This window comes from Nocardiopsis sp. iso_238, from assembly GCF_056173325.1.
The window spans coordinates 2,575,492-2,589,643 of the sequence record NZ_CM149668.1 but is presented as its reverse complement, the minus strand read 5'-3'; the positions used below and the strand labels follow the sequence as shown (position 1 = coordinate 2,589,643).

Sequence of the window (14,152 nt, the reverse complement as noted above, 5' to 3'; positions counted from 1 at the left end):
GCACGGAGGGGTCGCGGGCCACGGGCCCGGAGGCGGGGGTCGGGTGTGTCGGGGTGGGTGCGCGGACTTCGACACCCGGACCCCTAGAGTGGTGCAGGTCACAACCACCGGAGGGGCTCGGTGAGGCGGGCCCTCGTGGCGCGGGCGGGCTCCCGCGTCCGCCCGGGAGGTTCGACCTCAGGTCAGTGGGGAATCTTGACGTGGACCGACGCGTTACACCCCGCGAGACCGCACAAGCGCCTGGAGGCACCCACACGATGGCCGAGCGAGCACTTCGCGGCACACGGCTCGGGGCGACGAGCTACGAGAACGACCGCAACACCGACCTGGCTCCCCGGCAGGAAGTCACCTACGACTGTACCCGGGGTCACCGCTTCTCGGTCACCTTCGCGACCGAGGCCGAAATCCCCGCCGAATGGGAATGCCGTTTCTGCGGCGACCGCGCACTGCGCCGTGACGGCGGCGGCGAGGAACCCAAGAACACCAAACCGGTCCGCACCCACTGGGACATGCTGCTGGAACGCCGCAGCATGGAGGATCTGGAGGAGGTTCTCGCCGAGCGGCTGGAACTGCTCCGCGCCCGTCGCCGCGAAGAGGCGGCGAAGGTCGAGGAGATCGCCAAGCAGCGGCAGAGCGCCTGACCCCTGGGACGGCCCGACGGCCTGCCCCACGACGGATACGGGGGCGGTGGACATGGTCCACCGCCCCCGTCGTCGTGTCCGGGTCCGGTCAGGCCTCGGTGCCGAAGGGGTCCTGGGTGTGGCCCACGAGCTCCTTGACCGACCCGAGCACCCGGGTGGGCCGGTAGGGGAACTGGTCGGCGGTGTCGCGGCCGGAGATGCCCGTGAGCACCAGGACGGTCTGGAGGCCGGCCTCCAGGCCGCTGAGGACGTCGGTGTCCATGCGGTCACCGACCATGAGGGTGTTCTCCGAGTGCGCGCCGATCCGGCGCAGCGCCGAACGCATCATGAGGGGGTTCGGCTTGCCCACGAAGTAGGGGCGGCGGCCGGTGGCCTTCTCGATCAGCGCGGCGACCGCGCCGGTCGCGGGCAGCGGGCCCTCGGCGCTGGGCCCGGTCTCGTCGGGGTTGGTGGCGATGAACCGGGCGCCGTTGCGCACCAGTCGGATCGCCCGCGTGATGGCCTCGAAGCTGTAGGTGCGGGTCTCCCCCAGCACCACGTAGTCCGGGTCGCGCTCCGTCATCACGTAGCCCACGTTGTGCAGGGCGGTGGTCAGACCCGACTCACCGACCACGTAGGCCGAGCCGCCGGGGCGCTGGGTCTGGAGGAACTGGGCCGTGGCCAGCGCGGAGGTCCAGATGGACTCCTCGGGGATGTCCAGCCCGGTGTTGAGCAGTCGCGCCCTCAGGTCGCGGGGGGTGTAGATGGAGTTGTTCGTCAACACCATGAACGGGGTCCCCTGCTCGCGCAGCTCCGCGATGAGCGTGTCCGCTCCCGGGATCAGGTGCTCCTCGCGTACGAGCACGCCGTCCATGTCGAAAAGGTAGTTCCACTCGTTGCTCACGTGCCCCATTGTGCAGGTACGGACCACTAAGGCGCCATTCCTACCGACCGGTATCCGCGTGTTGGGCAGTTGAGACTGCTCACACCGGTCACACGGGCGGCCAGGGGACGGAGGGCCAGTCGGGGGCCGGGTAGGGGTGGATGCCGTGGTGGATGAGCAGGTCCACGCGTTCGCGCACCGCGTAGGCCTCGGGTCCGGTCAGGTGGGAGGCCAGAGTGGCGCTGAGCGGGTCGTCCGGGGCGCGCAGCCGGGTGCGCAGGGAGGCCAGGGAGATCAGTGCCTCGTCGGTGAGGGGCTGCCCCTGCCACTGCCACAGGACCGTGCGCAGTTTGTAGTCCTCCGCGAAGGACACCCCGTGGTCGCAGCCGTACAGGTGCCCCTCGGGCGTGGGCAGCAGGTGGCCGATCTTGCGGTCGGAGTTGTTGATCACCGCGTCCAGGACGGCCATCCGGCGCAGCCCCGGGTGCTCGGTCTCCCGGGAGAGCGCGACGAGGTCGACGGTGGTGTCGCCGTGCACCCACAGCTGGACCATGCCCTCGCCGTAGGGGCCGTCGCGGTGGACGGTGGGCGGCACCACGGACCAGCCGAGCGCCTCGGAGACCGCGTAGGCCGACACCTCACGACCGGCGAGCGTGCCGTCGGGGAAGTCCCACAGGGGCCGCTCCCCCGCCACCGGCTTGTACACGCACACGGCCGAACGGGCACCGTCGGAGACCGTGCAGTACAGGGTGGCGTTGGAGGCCGCCGTCAGGCGCCCCTCCACGGTGATCTCCCCCCGGCGCAGGAGGTCCAGCCCCCCGTCCGGGGTGAGCCCGCCGAAGGCCGCCGTGGTCACCGTCGGCGGTGGTTCGGCGGTCGGGGAGCCGCAGGTGTCGTCGTCCACGAGGTGCCTCAGACGAGACGGTCCGGGCGGTAGCCGTTCTGGCGCGCGCAGATGTGGCCGTTGGGGTCGAGCGGACGTCCGCAGAGCGGGCAGTCGGGGCGCCCGGCGGAGACGACCTTCAGGGCGCGTCCGGCGAAGGCGCGCGCCTCGCCGGGGCTGAGGTAGACGCGCAGGACGTCGCGGTGGGCGGGTGCCTCCTCCGCGAAGACCTCCAGCTCCTCCTCTTCGTCGTCCTCGACCAGCTCCTCGGTGGCGGTCTCGTCGATCTCCTGGGCCTCGATGATGACCCGGGCCACTTCGGCGTCCCAGGCCAGTGCGAGGGTGCCCACGCGGAAGTCCTGCTCGATGGGCTGTTCCAGCGGGCCGTCGTCCTCGGGCGGGGCGACGTCGTCCGGCGGCGCTCCGAAGCGGCGGTGCACCTCTTCCAGCAACTCCTCGATACGGGTGGCCAGGGCCTCCACCTGGGACTTCTCCAGCGCGACGCTGGTGATGCGACCCTCACCGACGGCCTGGAGGAAGAAGGTGCGGTCCCCAGGCTGGCCGACGGTCCCGGCGACGAACCGTTCCGGCGGATTGAACTGAAAGACGGGCATGGGTAGCACCCTAAGGGATGACGGTGACACGGTGCGATACGCCCACGGTCAGGGGCGGGGCGTCCCGTCCTCGGTCCCGGCCGTCTGTCCCGCTCCGCCGCCGACGGCCGCGTCGCCCCGGGTCTCCGCCGCCGTGGGCAGGGCCCCGGCCAGGGGCTCCCCGGTGTCGTTGAGCTTGTTCAGGAAGGGCCGGGTCCGCGTGTAGGTGATGGAGGTGACCGAGCACGGGTCCACGCGCAGGCGCTGGAAGAGGTCGAGGTGCATGCCCAGGGCGTCGGCGACGATCGCCTTGATCACGTCGCCGTGGCCGCACACGACGTACACGGGAGGGGCGGAGCCGGGCGGGGCCTGTTCGAGCAGTCGGCCGTTCCAGTCCCGGACCGCCTCCACGGCGCGGGCGGAGGTCGTGGCCAGGGCCTCCCCGCCGGGGAAGCGGGCCGCGCTGGGGTGGTCCTGGACCACCCGCCACAGGGGTTCGGCGGCCAGTTCGGTGAGGGAGCGGCCGGTCCAGCTCCCGTAGTCGCACTCGACGAACCTGTCGTCCGTGGTGACGGAGGTGCCCAGGCGCTCCGCGATGGCCTCGGACGTCTCCTGGCAGCGTTCGAGCGGGCTGGACACGAGCGCGGCGGGGGCCAGCCCCGCCAGTCGATCGGCCAGGCGGGAGGCCTGGTCGCGGCCCACGTCGTTGAGGTGGACGCCGGACGCGCGGCCGGCCAGTCGCGGCCCGGTGGCGTCGGTCATGCCGTGCCGGACGAGCAGGAGGGTGATCGCCTCGGGCGCGGGGGCGTCGGCTGGGGTGTCTGCGGGTGTGGCCATGGCACCAGGGTAGGTCGCCCCGACCCTCGGGGCGGGCCACCGTGGCCGGTGGCCCGCCCCGGGGTGCGGAACGTCCTGGGACGCCCGGAACGCGGGCGGACGGGAGCGGCTATCCGACCCCGGCTCCGCCCTGCGGGGAGAGGGCCCCGGTGGTGACCAGCACGATGATGAGCACGCCCAGGGCGATGCGGTAGTACACGAACGGCATGAAGCTGTGCGTGGTGATGAACTTCATCAGCCAGGCGATGACCACGTAGCCGATCACGAAGGCGACCAGGGTGCCGACGATCGTGGCGCCCCAGCCCGCGTACTCGTTGCCGCCGATGTCGAGCATCTTGTACAGGCCCGAGGCGAACACGGCGGGCATGGCGAGCAGGAACGCGAACTCGGCCGCGGCCGGTCGGGAGAAGCCGAGCAGGCGGCCGCCGGTGATGGTGGCGCCCGAACGGGAGACACCGGGGATCAGCGCGAGGGTCTGGAACAGACCGAAGGTCACGCCCCGGCCGAGGGTGAGGTCCTCCAGCTCGTTCTGCTTGCGGGCGAAGTGGTCGACGGCGCCCAGGAGGAGGCCGAAGAGGATCAGGGTGAGGGCGATGAGGCGCAGGTCGCGGAAGACACCGTCGATCTGGTCCTCGAAGAGCAGGCCCAGGACACCGATGGGGATGGTCGCGAGGATGATGTACCAGCCCATGCGGGCGTTGACGTCGCCGCGCAGGTCCCGGTCGACCAGGGATCTGCACCACACGGAGATGATCGCCCACACCCGTTTGCGGAAGTACACGACCACCGCGAGTTCGGTGCCGATCTGGCTGACGGCGGTGAAGGCCGCACCCGGGTCGGACCAGCCGAAGAAGGCCGCGAAGACGCGCAGGTGGGCGCTTGAGGATACGGGCAGGAACTCGGTGAGTCCTTGGATGAGGCCGAGAACGACCGCCTCGAAGATGGACACTCGGTACGGACTTTCGTGACGGGTCCGAGCCTCGGGGGCACGGACACGAACCAGATGGGGTGACGGCCCGGACGGCCCGCGTGACGAGAGGACGCGTCGGCGCTGGTCCGGCCCTCACCGACAGTACGCAGCGAAGATGTACCCAGGGCCTACTTCCGATGAACACGGTAATCTCCGCCGCATGGAACAGCGACAGGTGGGCAGATCAGGGCTCTGGGTGTCTCGTACCGCCCTCGGCACGATGAGCTGGGGAAACGACACCTCTGAGGAGGAGGCCGGGCAGCAGCTCACCGCCTTCGTGAACGCGGGTGGCACGCTCGTGGACACGGCGGACATCTACACGGGCGGCCAGAGCGAGCGGATCCTCGGGCGGCTCCTGCGCGGGACGGTGCGCCGCGAGGACGTGGTGGTGGCCACCAAGAGCGGGCACACGCCGGAGGCGTACCGGCCGGTGGACGGTTCCCGGCGCCACCTCCTGGCGTCGCTGGACGCCTCGCTGCGGCGCCTCCAGACGGACTACGTGGACCTGTGGCAGCTGCACGTGTTCGACCCGCGTACGCCTCCCGAGGAGACGCTGTCCGCGATGGAGACGGCGGTCACCTCGGGCAAGGCCCGCTACGTGGGCACGGGCGACCTCAAGGCCTGGCAGTTCGCCACGTTGGCGACCTGGCAGCGCGCCCAGCCCGGACGGGTGCCGCTGGTGAGCGCGGGTACGGAGTACTCACTGCTCAACCGGGGCGCCGACCACGCGCTGCGCCCGGCCGCGGCGGCCAGCGAGGCGCACGTGATCGCCTGGTCCCCGCTGGGTCGGGGCGTGCTCAGCGCGAAGTACCGCAACGGGGTCCCGGCGGACTCGCGCGCCGCCTTCCCGCACATGGCGCCCTATGTGGAGCCCTACCTCGACGACCGCAGCCGCAGGGTGGTGGAGTCGGTGTGCACGGCCGCCGAGGGGTTGGGGGTGTCGCCGCTCGCGGTGGCGCTGAGCTGGGCCCGCGACCAGGACGGGGTGGCCTCCGCCGTGGTGGGTCCGCGTACGCTCTCCCAGCTGGAGGAGATCCTGTCCGTGGAGAGCGTGCGCCTTCCGCCGAAGATCCGCGACGCCCTGGACGACGCCACCGCCGGACCCGAGCGCTGAGGGCCCGGGCCCGCCGCGCCCGGGCTCAGGAACCGGGCGGGATCGGGAAGTTCTGGTCGAAGACGTGGTCCGGGTCGTACACGGCCTTGAGCGCCCGCAGGCGTCCCAGCGCCGGTTCGGGGAACGCCTGGGCCAGGACCTCGGGGCCGGTGCGCGTGTCGAAGCTCAGGTAGAGCCCCCGCGCCGCCTCACCCAGCTCCGCCCAGCGGCGGTCGAGGGGTTCGGCACGGCGCCCCATGGCGGCCAGGGAGAACTGGGCCGAGCGGTGCGGGTAGGCGGTGGCGTCGGCCGCGACGTCGTTGACCGCCCCGCCGACCTGGCGCAGCTGCATGAAGTAGGCGTCGCCCGTGGCGAGCGCCCGGGCCATGGCCTCGGCGGACTCGTCGGTGACGTGCTCCAGCAGCGCCGATCGGGCGACCGGTGTCCCGCCGCCCTCGTGGGGACCGGCGTGCCCGACCAGGACCGCCGGATAGGGGGCGACCTGCGCGCGCTGGTCCAGGACCGGGCCGACCTTGAGGAAGGGTTCCAGGGCCTGGACGGCCGCGTCGGTGTCGTCCCCGGCGAACACGACCATGGCCTGTGCCACGGGTCCCTGGCCGCCCCGGGCCTGTCCCAGGGTGAGGAAGGCGGTGACCTCGCGCGGCGCGGACTCGGCCACCTCGCCCCAGGTGCGGAGGAAGGCCGCCGTGTCCGAGGCGTCGTAGGCGAACTGGCCGAGGACGACGTCCCGGACCGGTGCCGCGACCGCCTCCACGGAGGTGACCGCGCCGAAGTTGGCCCCGGCGCCGCGCACCGCCCAGAAGAGGTCGGGGTGGTGCTCGGCGTCCACCCTCAGCAGGTCGCCGCCTGCGGTGACCAGCTCGACCGCGGTGAGGCGGTCGATGGTCAGCCCGTGGGCGCGGGACATGTACCCGAGGCCCCCGGTGGTGGCGAGCCCGCCGACCCCCACTCCCCCGTGGTCGCCGGAGCTGATCGCCAGGCCGTGCTGGTGCAGGACCGAGCCGACCTCGCCCCAGCGGGCGCCCGCGCCGAGCCGGACGAGGCCGGAACCGGCGTCCAGGACCTCCACCTCGTTCATCCGGCCGAGGTCGACGACCACGCCGCCGTCGTTGGTGGAGCGGCCGCTGATGCCGTGTCCGCCGCTGCGTACGTTGAGCGGCGCGTCCTGTTCGAGGGCGTAGGCCAGGGCCTCGGCCACCTGGTCGGGCTCGGTGGGGCGGAGCACGAGCCCGGGGCGGCCCCGCTGCATGTACCCGTGCCGGACCTTCGCGTACCCCTTGTCGCCGGGTTCGACCGCCGTGTCGCGCAGGGCGTGCGGGACGGCGTCGTAGTCGATGCCGGTGCGGCGGGCGGTGAGGGCGGCGGCGGGGCGGACCGGTCCGGTGGGGGTCCCGGCGGTGGCGCGTGCGCGTTCGACCGCCTCGCGCAGGGCGGGGGCCACCTCCTGTCCGAAGGTGTCGATGGTGCGCGGATCGTCGGTGGGCAGCACGAACGTGGCGAACCCGTGTTCCAGGGCCAGGGGCAGCAGCTGTTCGACCCACTGTTCGGGCGGCCCCTGGAGGAAGCCGCCGCCGACCGGGGAGAACGCGGCGCCCGTCAGGTTGATCAGACGGCGGATCTGCCGCGGGTCGCGGCCGTGTTCGCGCGCGGAGTCGTCGATGGTCGCGTTGAGCCCGGGCAGGTCCTCGGGCTGGACGTAGCCGAGGCTGGGCAGCCAGCCGTCGGCCTTGGCGCCGACCAGGCGGAGTATGCGGGGCTTGTAGGCGCCCAGCCAGATCCCGATGTCGTGGGCGGGCTCGGGGCCGCGCTTCATGCCGTGGACGGAGTAGTGCTCACCCTGGAGGCGCACCCCGCCGCGGGCGTCGGTGTCCCACACCGCGCGGATGAGGTCGATCGCCTCGGAGAGGGCGTCCACGGACTGGCCGGGGGTGCGGCGTCCGCCGCCCATGGCGTGGATGGCGTCCCAGAAGCCCCCGGCGCCGAGGCCCAGCTCGAAGCGGCCCTGGGAGAGGCGGTCGAGGCTGGCGGCGGCGCGGGCCAGGACGGCGGGCGGACGCAGGGGCAGGTTGACCACGTTTCCGGAGACACGGAGGCGTTCGGTGCGGGCGGCGACCCAGCTCAGCAGGGTCCAGGTGTCGAGGAAGTCCGGGTTGTAGGGGTGGTCCTGGAAGGTGGCCAGGTCCAGCCCGGCGGCTTCGGTGAGCTCCGCGAGCCCGACCACGCGGTCGGGGTCCTGGGCGGTCGGCGTGAGGAAGGTGCCGAACTCCAGGGGGTGTCCGTAGTCGGGCATGGCCTGGTCTCCCGGGGATCGTTTGTGCGGCAAATGATGTTCAGACCAACTTATCTGGCTCAACACCTATTCCTGGTAATCTCGGGCCATGACACCCACCACGCCGGAGCCCGACACCGGCACCGGGGACCACAACCTGGGCTGGTCCCTGGCCGTGCTGCTGCGCCGCTGGCACGAGCACGTGGAGGCGGCCCTCGACGACCTCCCGCACGGCAGCCGCGGCTACCACGTGCTGGCCGCCGCCTCCAGGGGAGACGCCCCCACCCAGGCGGCTCTGGCCGAACGCCTGCTCATCGACCGCAGCGTGATGACGTACCTCATCGACGACCTGGAGGCCGCCGACCTGGTCCGGCGCCGGGCCGACCCGGCCGACCGCCGGGTGCGCAGGGTGTGCTCCACCGACCACGGCGCCGAGGTCCTGGCCAGGGCCGACCAACTGGTCGAGCACGTGGAGGAACGGCTGCTGGGCGGACTGGACGCCGACACCCGGGCGCTCTTCCGTGCCGCCGCGGGGCGGGCCGCCACCGCCGTGCAGGAGGCCTCCCCCGACACCGACCCCTGCGCCGCCGTCCTCCAGGTGACCCGGGACACGTGAGCCTGTGGACGGCGAACACCGCGTGTCGCCGCGAGTCGGTAGGCTCCCTCCGAGTCCACGAACCACCTGACGAGGGGAACCGGTGTCCGAGGCTGTCGAGAAGGTCCTAGCCGTCCTTGACCGGATGGGCGCGCCGCACGCCCTGGCACCGCGCCTGGTGTCCGCGCTGGGCCCCCAACCCGCCGCCGAGCTGGACGCCAACCCCTGGCTGCTGCTGCGTCTGCCCGAGGTGACCGTCGAGCAGGCCGACTACTGCGCCCGCAAACACCTGGGCGGGGCCGCGCGCCCCGACGACCCCCGCCGCCTGGGCGCCCTGGTCGGCCACACACTGCGCACCGCCGCCCGCCGGGGCCACACCGCGATCGAGGAGAAGCGGCTGACCACGGTGGTCGGCCAGCTCGGGATCGCCGACCCCCGCTCCGCGCTGGAGGCCGCGGTCGCCGCCGAGGAGATCGCGCTGTTCGAGGGCGGCGACGAGGCCGACGACGACTTCGACTTCGAGGAGGGCGGTGTCCCGGAGGTACCGGACCTGCCCGACCCCGAGCGCCACTACGCCCCGCACGACGTCGGCCACGCCGAACAGCGGCTCGGTGAGCAGCTCCTCCGGCTGATCGGCGGCAGCGAGCCGATCATGGACCCGATGACCGCCGCGGAGACCCTGGCCGCCGCCACCGCGGAGCACGGTCTCGCGATCTCCGAGACCACCCGGGAGGCGCTGCTCACCGCCACGATGCGCCCGGTGACGGTGGTGCACCACGGCCCCGGCGACCAGGCCGAGACCGCCCGGGCCCTGCTCTGTCTGGCGGCGATCGCCCGGGAGAGCCAGGTGGGGATCGCGGTGGTGACCCCCACCGCGCCCACCGCGGCCGCCGTCAACGCGGACCTGGACCGGCTGCTGGGCGAGGGCGAGCCGCCCGTGCGCGCTTGGTCCCTGGCCTCCCTGCTGTCCGGGGACTCCTCCCCGGCGGGGATCGTGGTGCTCTGCGAGTCGATGTCCCTGGGTGTGGCCCGGATGGCCGACCTGGTGTCGACCTGCGTGGACGACGCCCACCTGGTGCTGCTGGCCGACCCCGACCAGGCCCCCTCCGCCACCCCCGGCCGCGTGGTGGTGGACGTGGCCGCCTCACGCACCGCGCACGTGGCGGTCGTGGCCGACGACGCCGAGCCCTCCCCCGTGGCCGTGCTCGCCCGCGCGGTCGCCGAGGGCGACTGGCCCGAGGTGGAGGCGCCCGACCGCGAGGTCGTACGGGTCCCGGCCGCCTCCGGTGAGGAGGCCGCCCACCGCGTCACGCAGCTGGTGACCGACTCCATCCCCCGGGCGCTGGGGATCGGCTCCGACGAGGTCCAGGTGGTCACGTGCCGCGAGGACGGCCCGGCCGGTGCCCGCGCGCTCAACGCCGCCTGCAAGGAACGCCTCAACCCCGGCCCGGGGGCGCACGGCGGCTTCGACGTGGGCGACCGCGTGGTGCTCACCGCGCAGGGCCCCGGCTACGGCCCGGGCGACACCGGTCACCTGCGTGAGGTGTCCGAGGGGGCCGTGATCGAGCTGACCGACGGCACCCGGGTCACCGTCACCGACCCGGCCGCCCTGCGCCCGGGCTGGGCCGTGAGCGTGGCCGTGGCCCACGGCAGCCGCTGGCCCGCCGTCGTGGCGGTCTTCCCGCCCCAGGTCCCGGTGTCCCGCCCGCAGGCGTACACGGCGCTGACCAGGGCCACCCGGCACGTGTCCGTGGTCGACGCCACCGAGGGAGCCCTGGAGACCGGCGTGCGCGAGACCCTCGCCCCGGACCGCACCACCCGTCTGGCCCTCATCCTCCGCGCCGGCTGACCGAGGGCGCGGACCGGATCCGCCGGGCCGCGCCATGCCACCGGTCAGGGCGTGAGTTCGACGGTGGCCTGTTCGGTGACGCCGTTCACGGTGACACCGAGCTCCACGGTCCCCTCCCCCAGGGCGGTGAACCGTCCGATCGACGGGTCGAACACGGCGACGTGGTCGTCCCCGGCGTCGTCGGCCGATCCGATGTGCACGTCGTCGGAGCCGAACCAGTCGGCGCTGACCGGTGGGGCGACCGGCACCGGGGCGCCGTCGTTGTCCACCGTCGCGGTGACCTCGGCCTGCTCCCCCACGGCGACCGAGGCGGGCGCGTCCAGCTCCAGCCCGTCCACGTGGGGCCGCAGCTCGGTCACCACCCAGTCCTCCTCTCCATCGGTGTTGACGCCCCACAGCGACCAGCCGGTGAAGCCGCCGTCGGCGGGACCGGCCGAGGGGTTCTTGCCGACGTTGCCGTTCACGACGTAGGGCACCCCGTCCACGCGGTCCGCGTGGAACATCCCCACGTGCGCTCCGATGAAGGCCGCGCCCTTGCCGGTCTCGGCCTGGAAGCCGGACAACCAGCTCTCGACGGTGGCCGCCTCCTTGCGGTCCGCCAGCTCGCTCGCCTTGGTGGGCAGCGGGTCGCGGAGGGGTACGTGCTGGGCGACGACGACGGACGTCACCGAGGGGTCGTCGGCCGCCGCGTCCAGCTGATCCCGCAGCAGCCGCAGCTGGGACCAGTCGCTCGCCTGGTAGGAGAGCCGCGCCGTGTCCAGGAGGAGGAACCTCGTGCCGTGGTGGTCGACCACCTGGTGGGTGTCACCGAACGCCTCCCGGAAGTTGTCCAGGGTGCCCCCGGAGACCTCGTGGTTGCCCGGCACGTAGTAGTAGGGCAGCTCCCCCTCCAGCTCCTCGTCGAGGATCCTCCGGGCCAGCGCGAGGTCCTCCGGCGCGGCCTCGTCCACGAAGTCGCCGTTGATGATGAGGAACTCGGCGTCGCTGGCGCGGATCTCCCGGAGCGCCCGCCGCGTGTAGGCGACGATCTCGCTGTCCGGATCCCGGGCGACGAACTGCGCGTCCGACAGGACGGCGAACCGCCAGTCCTGCGCGGCCACCTTCGCGCCGGGGGCCACCACCGGGTCGACCACCGGGTCGGCGGGTGGCACGTCGACCGACGGCGGCACCATGGCGGTGAGTTCGTCGATGACCACGTCCCCCTCGTAGCTCGCGCCGGGTTCGGTCTCGGCGAAGTAGACGCGACGGAGCGACAGCGGGTACTGCGTGCCCGGCGGGACCTCGAAGACCAGCTGCCGCCACCCCGGTTCGTCGAGGTGGCCGGCCCGCAGCGCGGGCACCAGCTGCCCGGCTCCGTCCCAGACCTGGAGGCTGGCCCACTCCCCGTTGCCTTCGGAGTGCACCCAGGCGCGCAGCTCCTGCGGCTGACCGGGGATCTCCCGTTCCCCCGGGGGCAGGACACCGCCGGTGCGGGTTCCGGTCGAGGCCGTGAAGTCGTAGGTGAGCCGCACGCCCTTGCCCTGACGGCCCTCGGCCACGGCGACGTCGCCGTCGGCGCGCTCACCGAAGTACGACCAGTCGGCCGCGTCCTCGAAGTCCGCGACGACGACCTCCTCCAGCCCCACGGTGACCGCCATGGTCGTCTCGACGTCCCCGACCCGTACGGTGGCGAGCGTGGAACCGCTCTCGGTGGCGGCCCGGACCTCGAAGCGCCCGTCCTCGGTCACCGAGACCCGCGCGACGCTCTCGTCGATGGTCAGCTCGACGTCCTCCGGCTCGATCGGCGCCGCGAACCCGTCCGCGTCGTAGCCGGTCACCTGGAGCACGGCGGAGGCCTCCGCGTCGGCCAACCCCAGCCGTTCGGGCGTGGTCCGGATCCTCGCCAGCTCGCCCAGGACGGTCAGTTCGATCTCGCCCCGGGCGCGGAGCTTGCTGGCCGTGACGGTGGCGGTCCCGGCGGAACGGGCGGTGAACACGCCGTCGCGGTCCACCACGCCGACCCGGCCGTCGTCGGACCGCCAGTTCGGCACCGCCTCGGCGGGCCCGTAGGTCTCGTCGTGGCCCGCCGCCGTGAGCGTCCGTGTGAGTCCGGGGAACACCCGGTCCGTGCGCGCGGGTGCGACGTGGCCGGAGCCGTCGGCGCTTTCGGGGGTGGTCCTGGTCTCCACCCAGAATCCGTCGACCCGTCCGCTGCCCTCGGGGGCGAACAGGCCCAGGCCGTTGGGCACGAGGCGTTCCGCCCCGTCCGAGGGCCGGTTCTCCACCCGCACCCCGTCGGCGCCCGGGGTGCGCGCCACCATGGTGGCCGAGCCGCCGCCGTCCAGGTTGACCGCGGTGTGCGCACCGGCCTCGACCATCATCTCGCCCAGCTCGTCGAGGCCGACACCCGCCGCGAACGAGGGCTGCCGTCCGTCGACGCTGAGCAGGTACATCCGCGAGCCGTCCTCGGAGAAGCCGATCGCCATGCGCGGCGCGCCCGGGGTGTTGTCACCCTCCGAACCCCGCCGCACCTCGCCGTCGACGACGAGCATCTGGCGGCCGTTCAGGGCGGCGTGGATCTCCTGGTCACCGCTGGCGCGCGCGTCGTAGTCGACGGCGACCGGATCGCCCACCGCCAGGTCGGCCAGGGTCCGGGCACCGGCCTCACGACCGACCAGGACGAAGGCGTCCTCGGGGATGTCACCTCCGCGCGGTTCCTCCACGACCTCGGTGACCACCCCGTCGGTGACGACGACCTCCCGCGTGTCCGAGGTGTCCTCGACGACCCGGCACCGGCAGTAGGACCCCCACAGCGGGGTGAACGCGGCGATCTCGTCGGCGCCCAGCGCCGGTTTGTTGATCGCGTCCAACGACGCGGTGGTGTCGGGCAGCTCGATGGTGCCCTCGAAGAACACCTCACCGATCGAGCCGAGCCCGTCGGGGGTGAAGACGGCGGAGGACTCCCGGTAGTCGTTGGTCATGGGCGACTGGATCAGCTCACCGGACCTGACCCCCACGCCCTGCGGCGCTCCGGAGGCGTTGATGTCGAAGAAGTCGCCGTTCACCGCCGCGACCGCACCGGCCCGGTCGGCCTGGGCGCTCAGGGCCTCCCGACCGGTCACCTGGCCGGGGAAGAGGTAGTCGACGCTGACACCGCCGGTCAGGTCCGTGGTCAGCAGGTCGGCCTGGAGCCAGTTGGGCGTTCCCGTGTACCCGTCCGGCCCGTAGGCGTCGAACGAGGTCAGCGTGACCCCGGGGGCGACCGGGCGCTCGGAGTTGAACGTCTCCAACCGAGGATCCGGGTCGTCGGCCCTCGCGACCGAGCCGTCCGGCGGGATCTCGACGGTCTCGCTGAACCCGGTGTGCTTCTGGGGGTCGTCGCGGGTGTCGGCCGCACCCGCGACCGGGGTGAGGGTGAGGGTGAGGACCAGGACGGAACCCGCCGCCACGAGGGCACTCGCGCGTGAACGGATCGACCACCGGCGATTCATGGAAAGCCTCCGGGCGGCTGGGGGATCGAGGAAGCCCTGTGCGTGAACTTCCTATCAGCCAGCCGAACC

The 14,152-nt window shown here is 73.0% G+C and carries 11 protein-coding genes; 4 read left to right on the top strand and 7 right to left on the bottom strand.

Annotation, left to right across the window (positions count from 1 at the left end; genetic code table 11):
* Positions 1 to 257 precede the first annotated feature (257 nt).
* Positions 258 to 641, top strand: coding sequence for an RNA polymerase-binding protein RbpA (locus tag AC0VYL_RS11445; protein ID WP_017535724.1), 384 nt, complete (start codon positions 258 to 260; stop codon positions 639 to 641).
* Positions 642 to 729: 88 nt separating this feature from the next.
* Here AC0VYL_RS11445 and AC0VYL_RS11440 read toward each other — a convergent pair whose 3' ends face one another.
* The 5 genes from AC0VYL_RS11440 to AC0VYL_RS11420 all read right to left on the bottom strand — a co-directional run bounded on the left by AC0VYL_RS11440 (position 730) and on the right by AC0VYL_RS11420 (position 4,765).
* On the bottom strand, positions 730 to 1,533 hold the full coding sequence (locus AC0VYL_RS11440; RefSeq protein ID WP_475462617.1) for an HAD-IIA family hydrolase: 804 nt from the start codon (positions 1,531 to 1,533) through the stop codon (positions 730 to 732).
* A 79-nt stretch (positions 1,534 to 1,612) separates the two neighbouring features.
* Positions 1,613 to 2,407, bottom strand: a complete 795-nt coding sequence (locus AC0VYL_RS11435; protein WP_475483097.1) for an SCO1664 family protein — start codon at positions 2,405 to 2,407, stop codon at positions 1,613 to 1,615.
* Between the two features lie 8 nt (positions 2,408 to 2,415).
* Positions 2,416 to 3,000, bottom strand: coding sequence for a DUF3090 domain-containing protein (locus AC0VYL_RS11430; protein WP_475462615.1), 585 nt, complete (start codon positions 2,998 to 3,000; stop codon positions 2,416 to 2,418).
* Between the two features lie 48 nt (positions 3,001 to 3,048).
* Positions 3,049 to 3,816, bottom strand: a complete 768-nt coding sequence (locus AC0VYL_RS11425; protein WP_475483096.1) for an MSMEG_4193 family putative phosphomutase — start codon at positions 3,814 to 3,816, stop codon at positions 3,049 to 3,051.
* Positions 3,817 to 3,925: 109 nt separating this feature from the next.
* Positions 3,926 to 4,765, bottom strand: coding sequence for an undecaprenyl-diphosphate phosphatase (locus tag AC0VYL_RS11420; RefSeq protein WP_475462613.1), 840 nt, complete (start codon positions 4,763 to 4,765; stop codon positions 3,926 to 3,928).
* Positions 4,766 to 4,946: 181 nt separating this feature from the next.
* Here AC0VYL_RS11420 and AC0VYL_RS11415 point away from each other — a divergent pair, with 181 nt between their 5' ends.
* Positions 4,947 to 5,900 (top strand): aldo/keto reductase, encoded by a 954-nt coding sequence (locus AC0VYL_RS11415; RefSeq protein ID WP_475462612.1) that lies wholly within the window; start codon positions 4,947 to 4,949, stop codon positions 5,898 to 5,900.
* A 25-nt stretch (positions 5,901 to 5,925) separates the two neighbouring features.
* On the opposite strand, the gene AC0VYL_RS11410 is transcribed toward AC0VYL_RS11415, so the two are convergent.
* Positions 5,926 to 8,190 carry an LLM class flavin-dependent oxidoreductase gene (locus AC0VYL_RS11410; protein WP_475483095.1) on the bottom strand — a complete coding sequence of 755 codons (2,265 nt, stop codon included), beginning with the start codon at positions 8,188 to 8,190 and terminating at the stop codon, positions 5,926 to 5,928.
* Positions 8,191 to 8,278: 88 nt separating this feature from the next.
* On the opposite strand from AC0VYL_RS11410, the gene AC0VYL_RS11405 reads away from it, so the two are divergent.
* A complete protein-coding gene (locus AC0VYL_RS11405; RefSeq protein ID WP_475462610.1) occupies positions 8,279 to 8,785 on the top strand; it encodes a MarR family winged helix-turn-helix transcriptional regulator in 507 nt (168 codons plus the stop codon).
* Between the two features lie 82 nt (positions 8,786 to 8,867).
* Positions 8,868 to 10,613 (top strand): helix-hairpin-helix domain-containing protein, encoded by a 1,746-nt coding sequence (locus AC0VYL_RS11400; RefSeq protein WP_475483094.1) that lies wholly within the window; start codon positions 8,868 to 8,870, stop codon positions 10,611 to 10,613.
* 44 nt (positions 10,614 to 10,657) lie between these two features.
* On the opposite strand, the gene AC0VYL_RS11395 is transcribed toward AC0VYL_RS11400, so the two are convergent.
* A complete protein-coding gene (locus AC0VYL_RS11395) occupies positions 10,658 to 14,083 on the bottom strand; it encodes a phosphodiester glycosidase family protein (protein WP_475483093.1) in 3,426 nt (1,141 codons plus the stop codon).
* Positions 14,084 to 14,152: the final 69 nt, after the last annotated feature.

Bases quoted from the DNA above. Each gene is read 5' to 3' on its own strand.
- AC0VYL_RS11445 (WP_017535724.1), top strand. From the start codon at position 258: ATGGCCGAGCGAGCACTTCGCGGCACACGGCTCGGGGCGACGAGCTAC.
- AC0VYL_RS11440 (WP_475462617.1), bottom strand. From the start codon at position 1,533: ATGGGGCACGTGAGCAACGAGTGGAACTACCTTTTCGACATGGACGGC.
- AC0VYL_RS11430 (WP_475462615.1), bottom strand. From the start codon at position 3,000: ATGCCCGTCTTTCAGTTCAATCCGCCGGAACGGTTCGTCGCCGGGACC.
- AC0VYL_RS11425 (WP_475483096.1), bottom strand. From the start codon at position 3,816: ATGGCCACACCCGCAGACACCCCAGCCGACGCCCCCGCGCCCGAGGCG.
- AC0VYL_RS11415 (WP_475462612.1), top strand. From the start codon at position 4,947: ATGGAACAGCGACAGGTGGGCAGATCAGGGCTCTGGGTGTCTCGTACC.
- AC0VYL_RS11410 (WP_475483095.1), bottom strand. From the start codon at position 8,190: ATGCCCGACTACGGACACCCCCTGGAGTTCGGCACCTTCCTCACGCCG.
- AC0VYL_RS11405 (WP_475462610.1), top strand. From the start codon at position 8,279: ATGACACCCACCACGCCGGAGCCCGACACCGGCACCGGGGACCACAAC.
- AC0VYL_RS11395 (WP_475483093.1), bottom strand. From the start codon at position 14,083: ATGAATCGCCGGTGGTCGATCCGTTCACGCGCGAGTGCCCTCGTGGCG.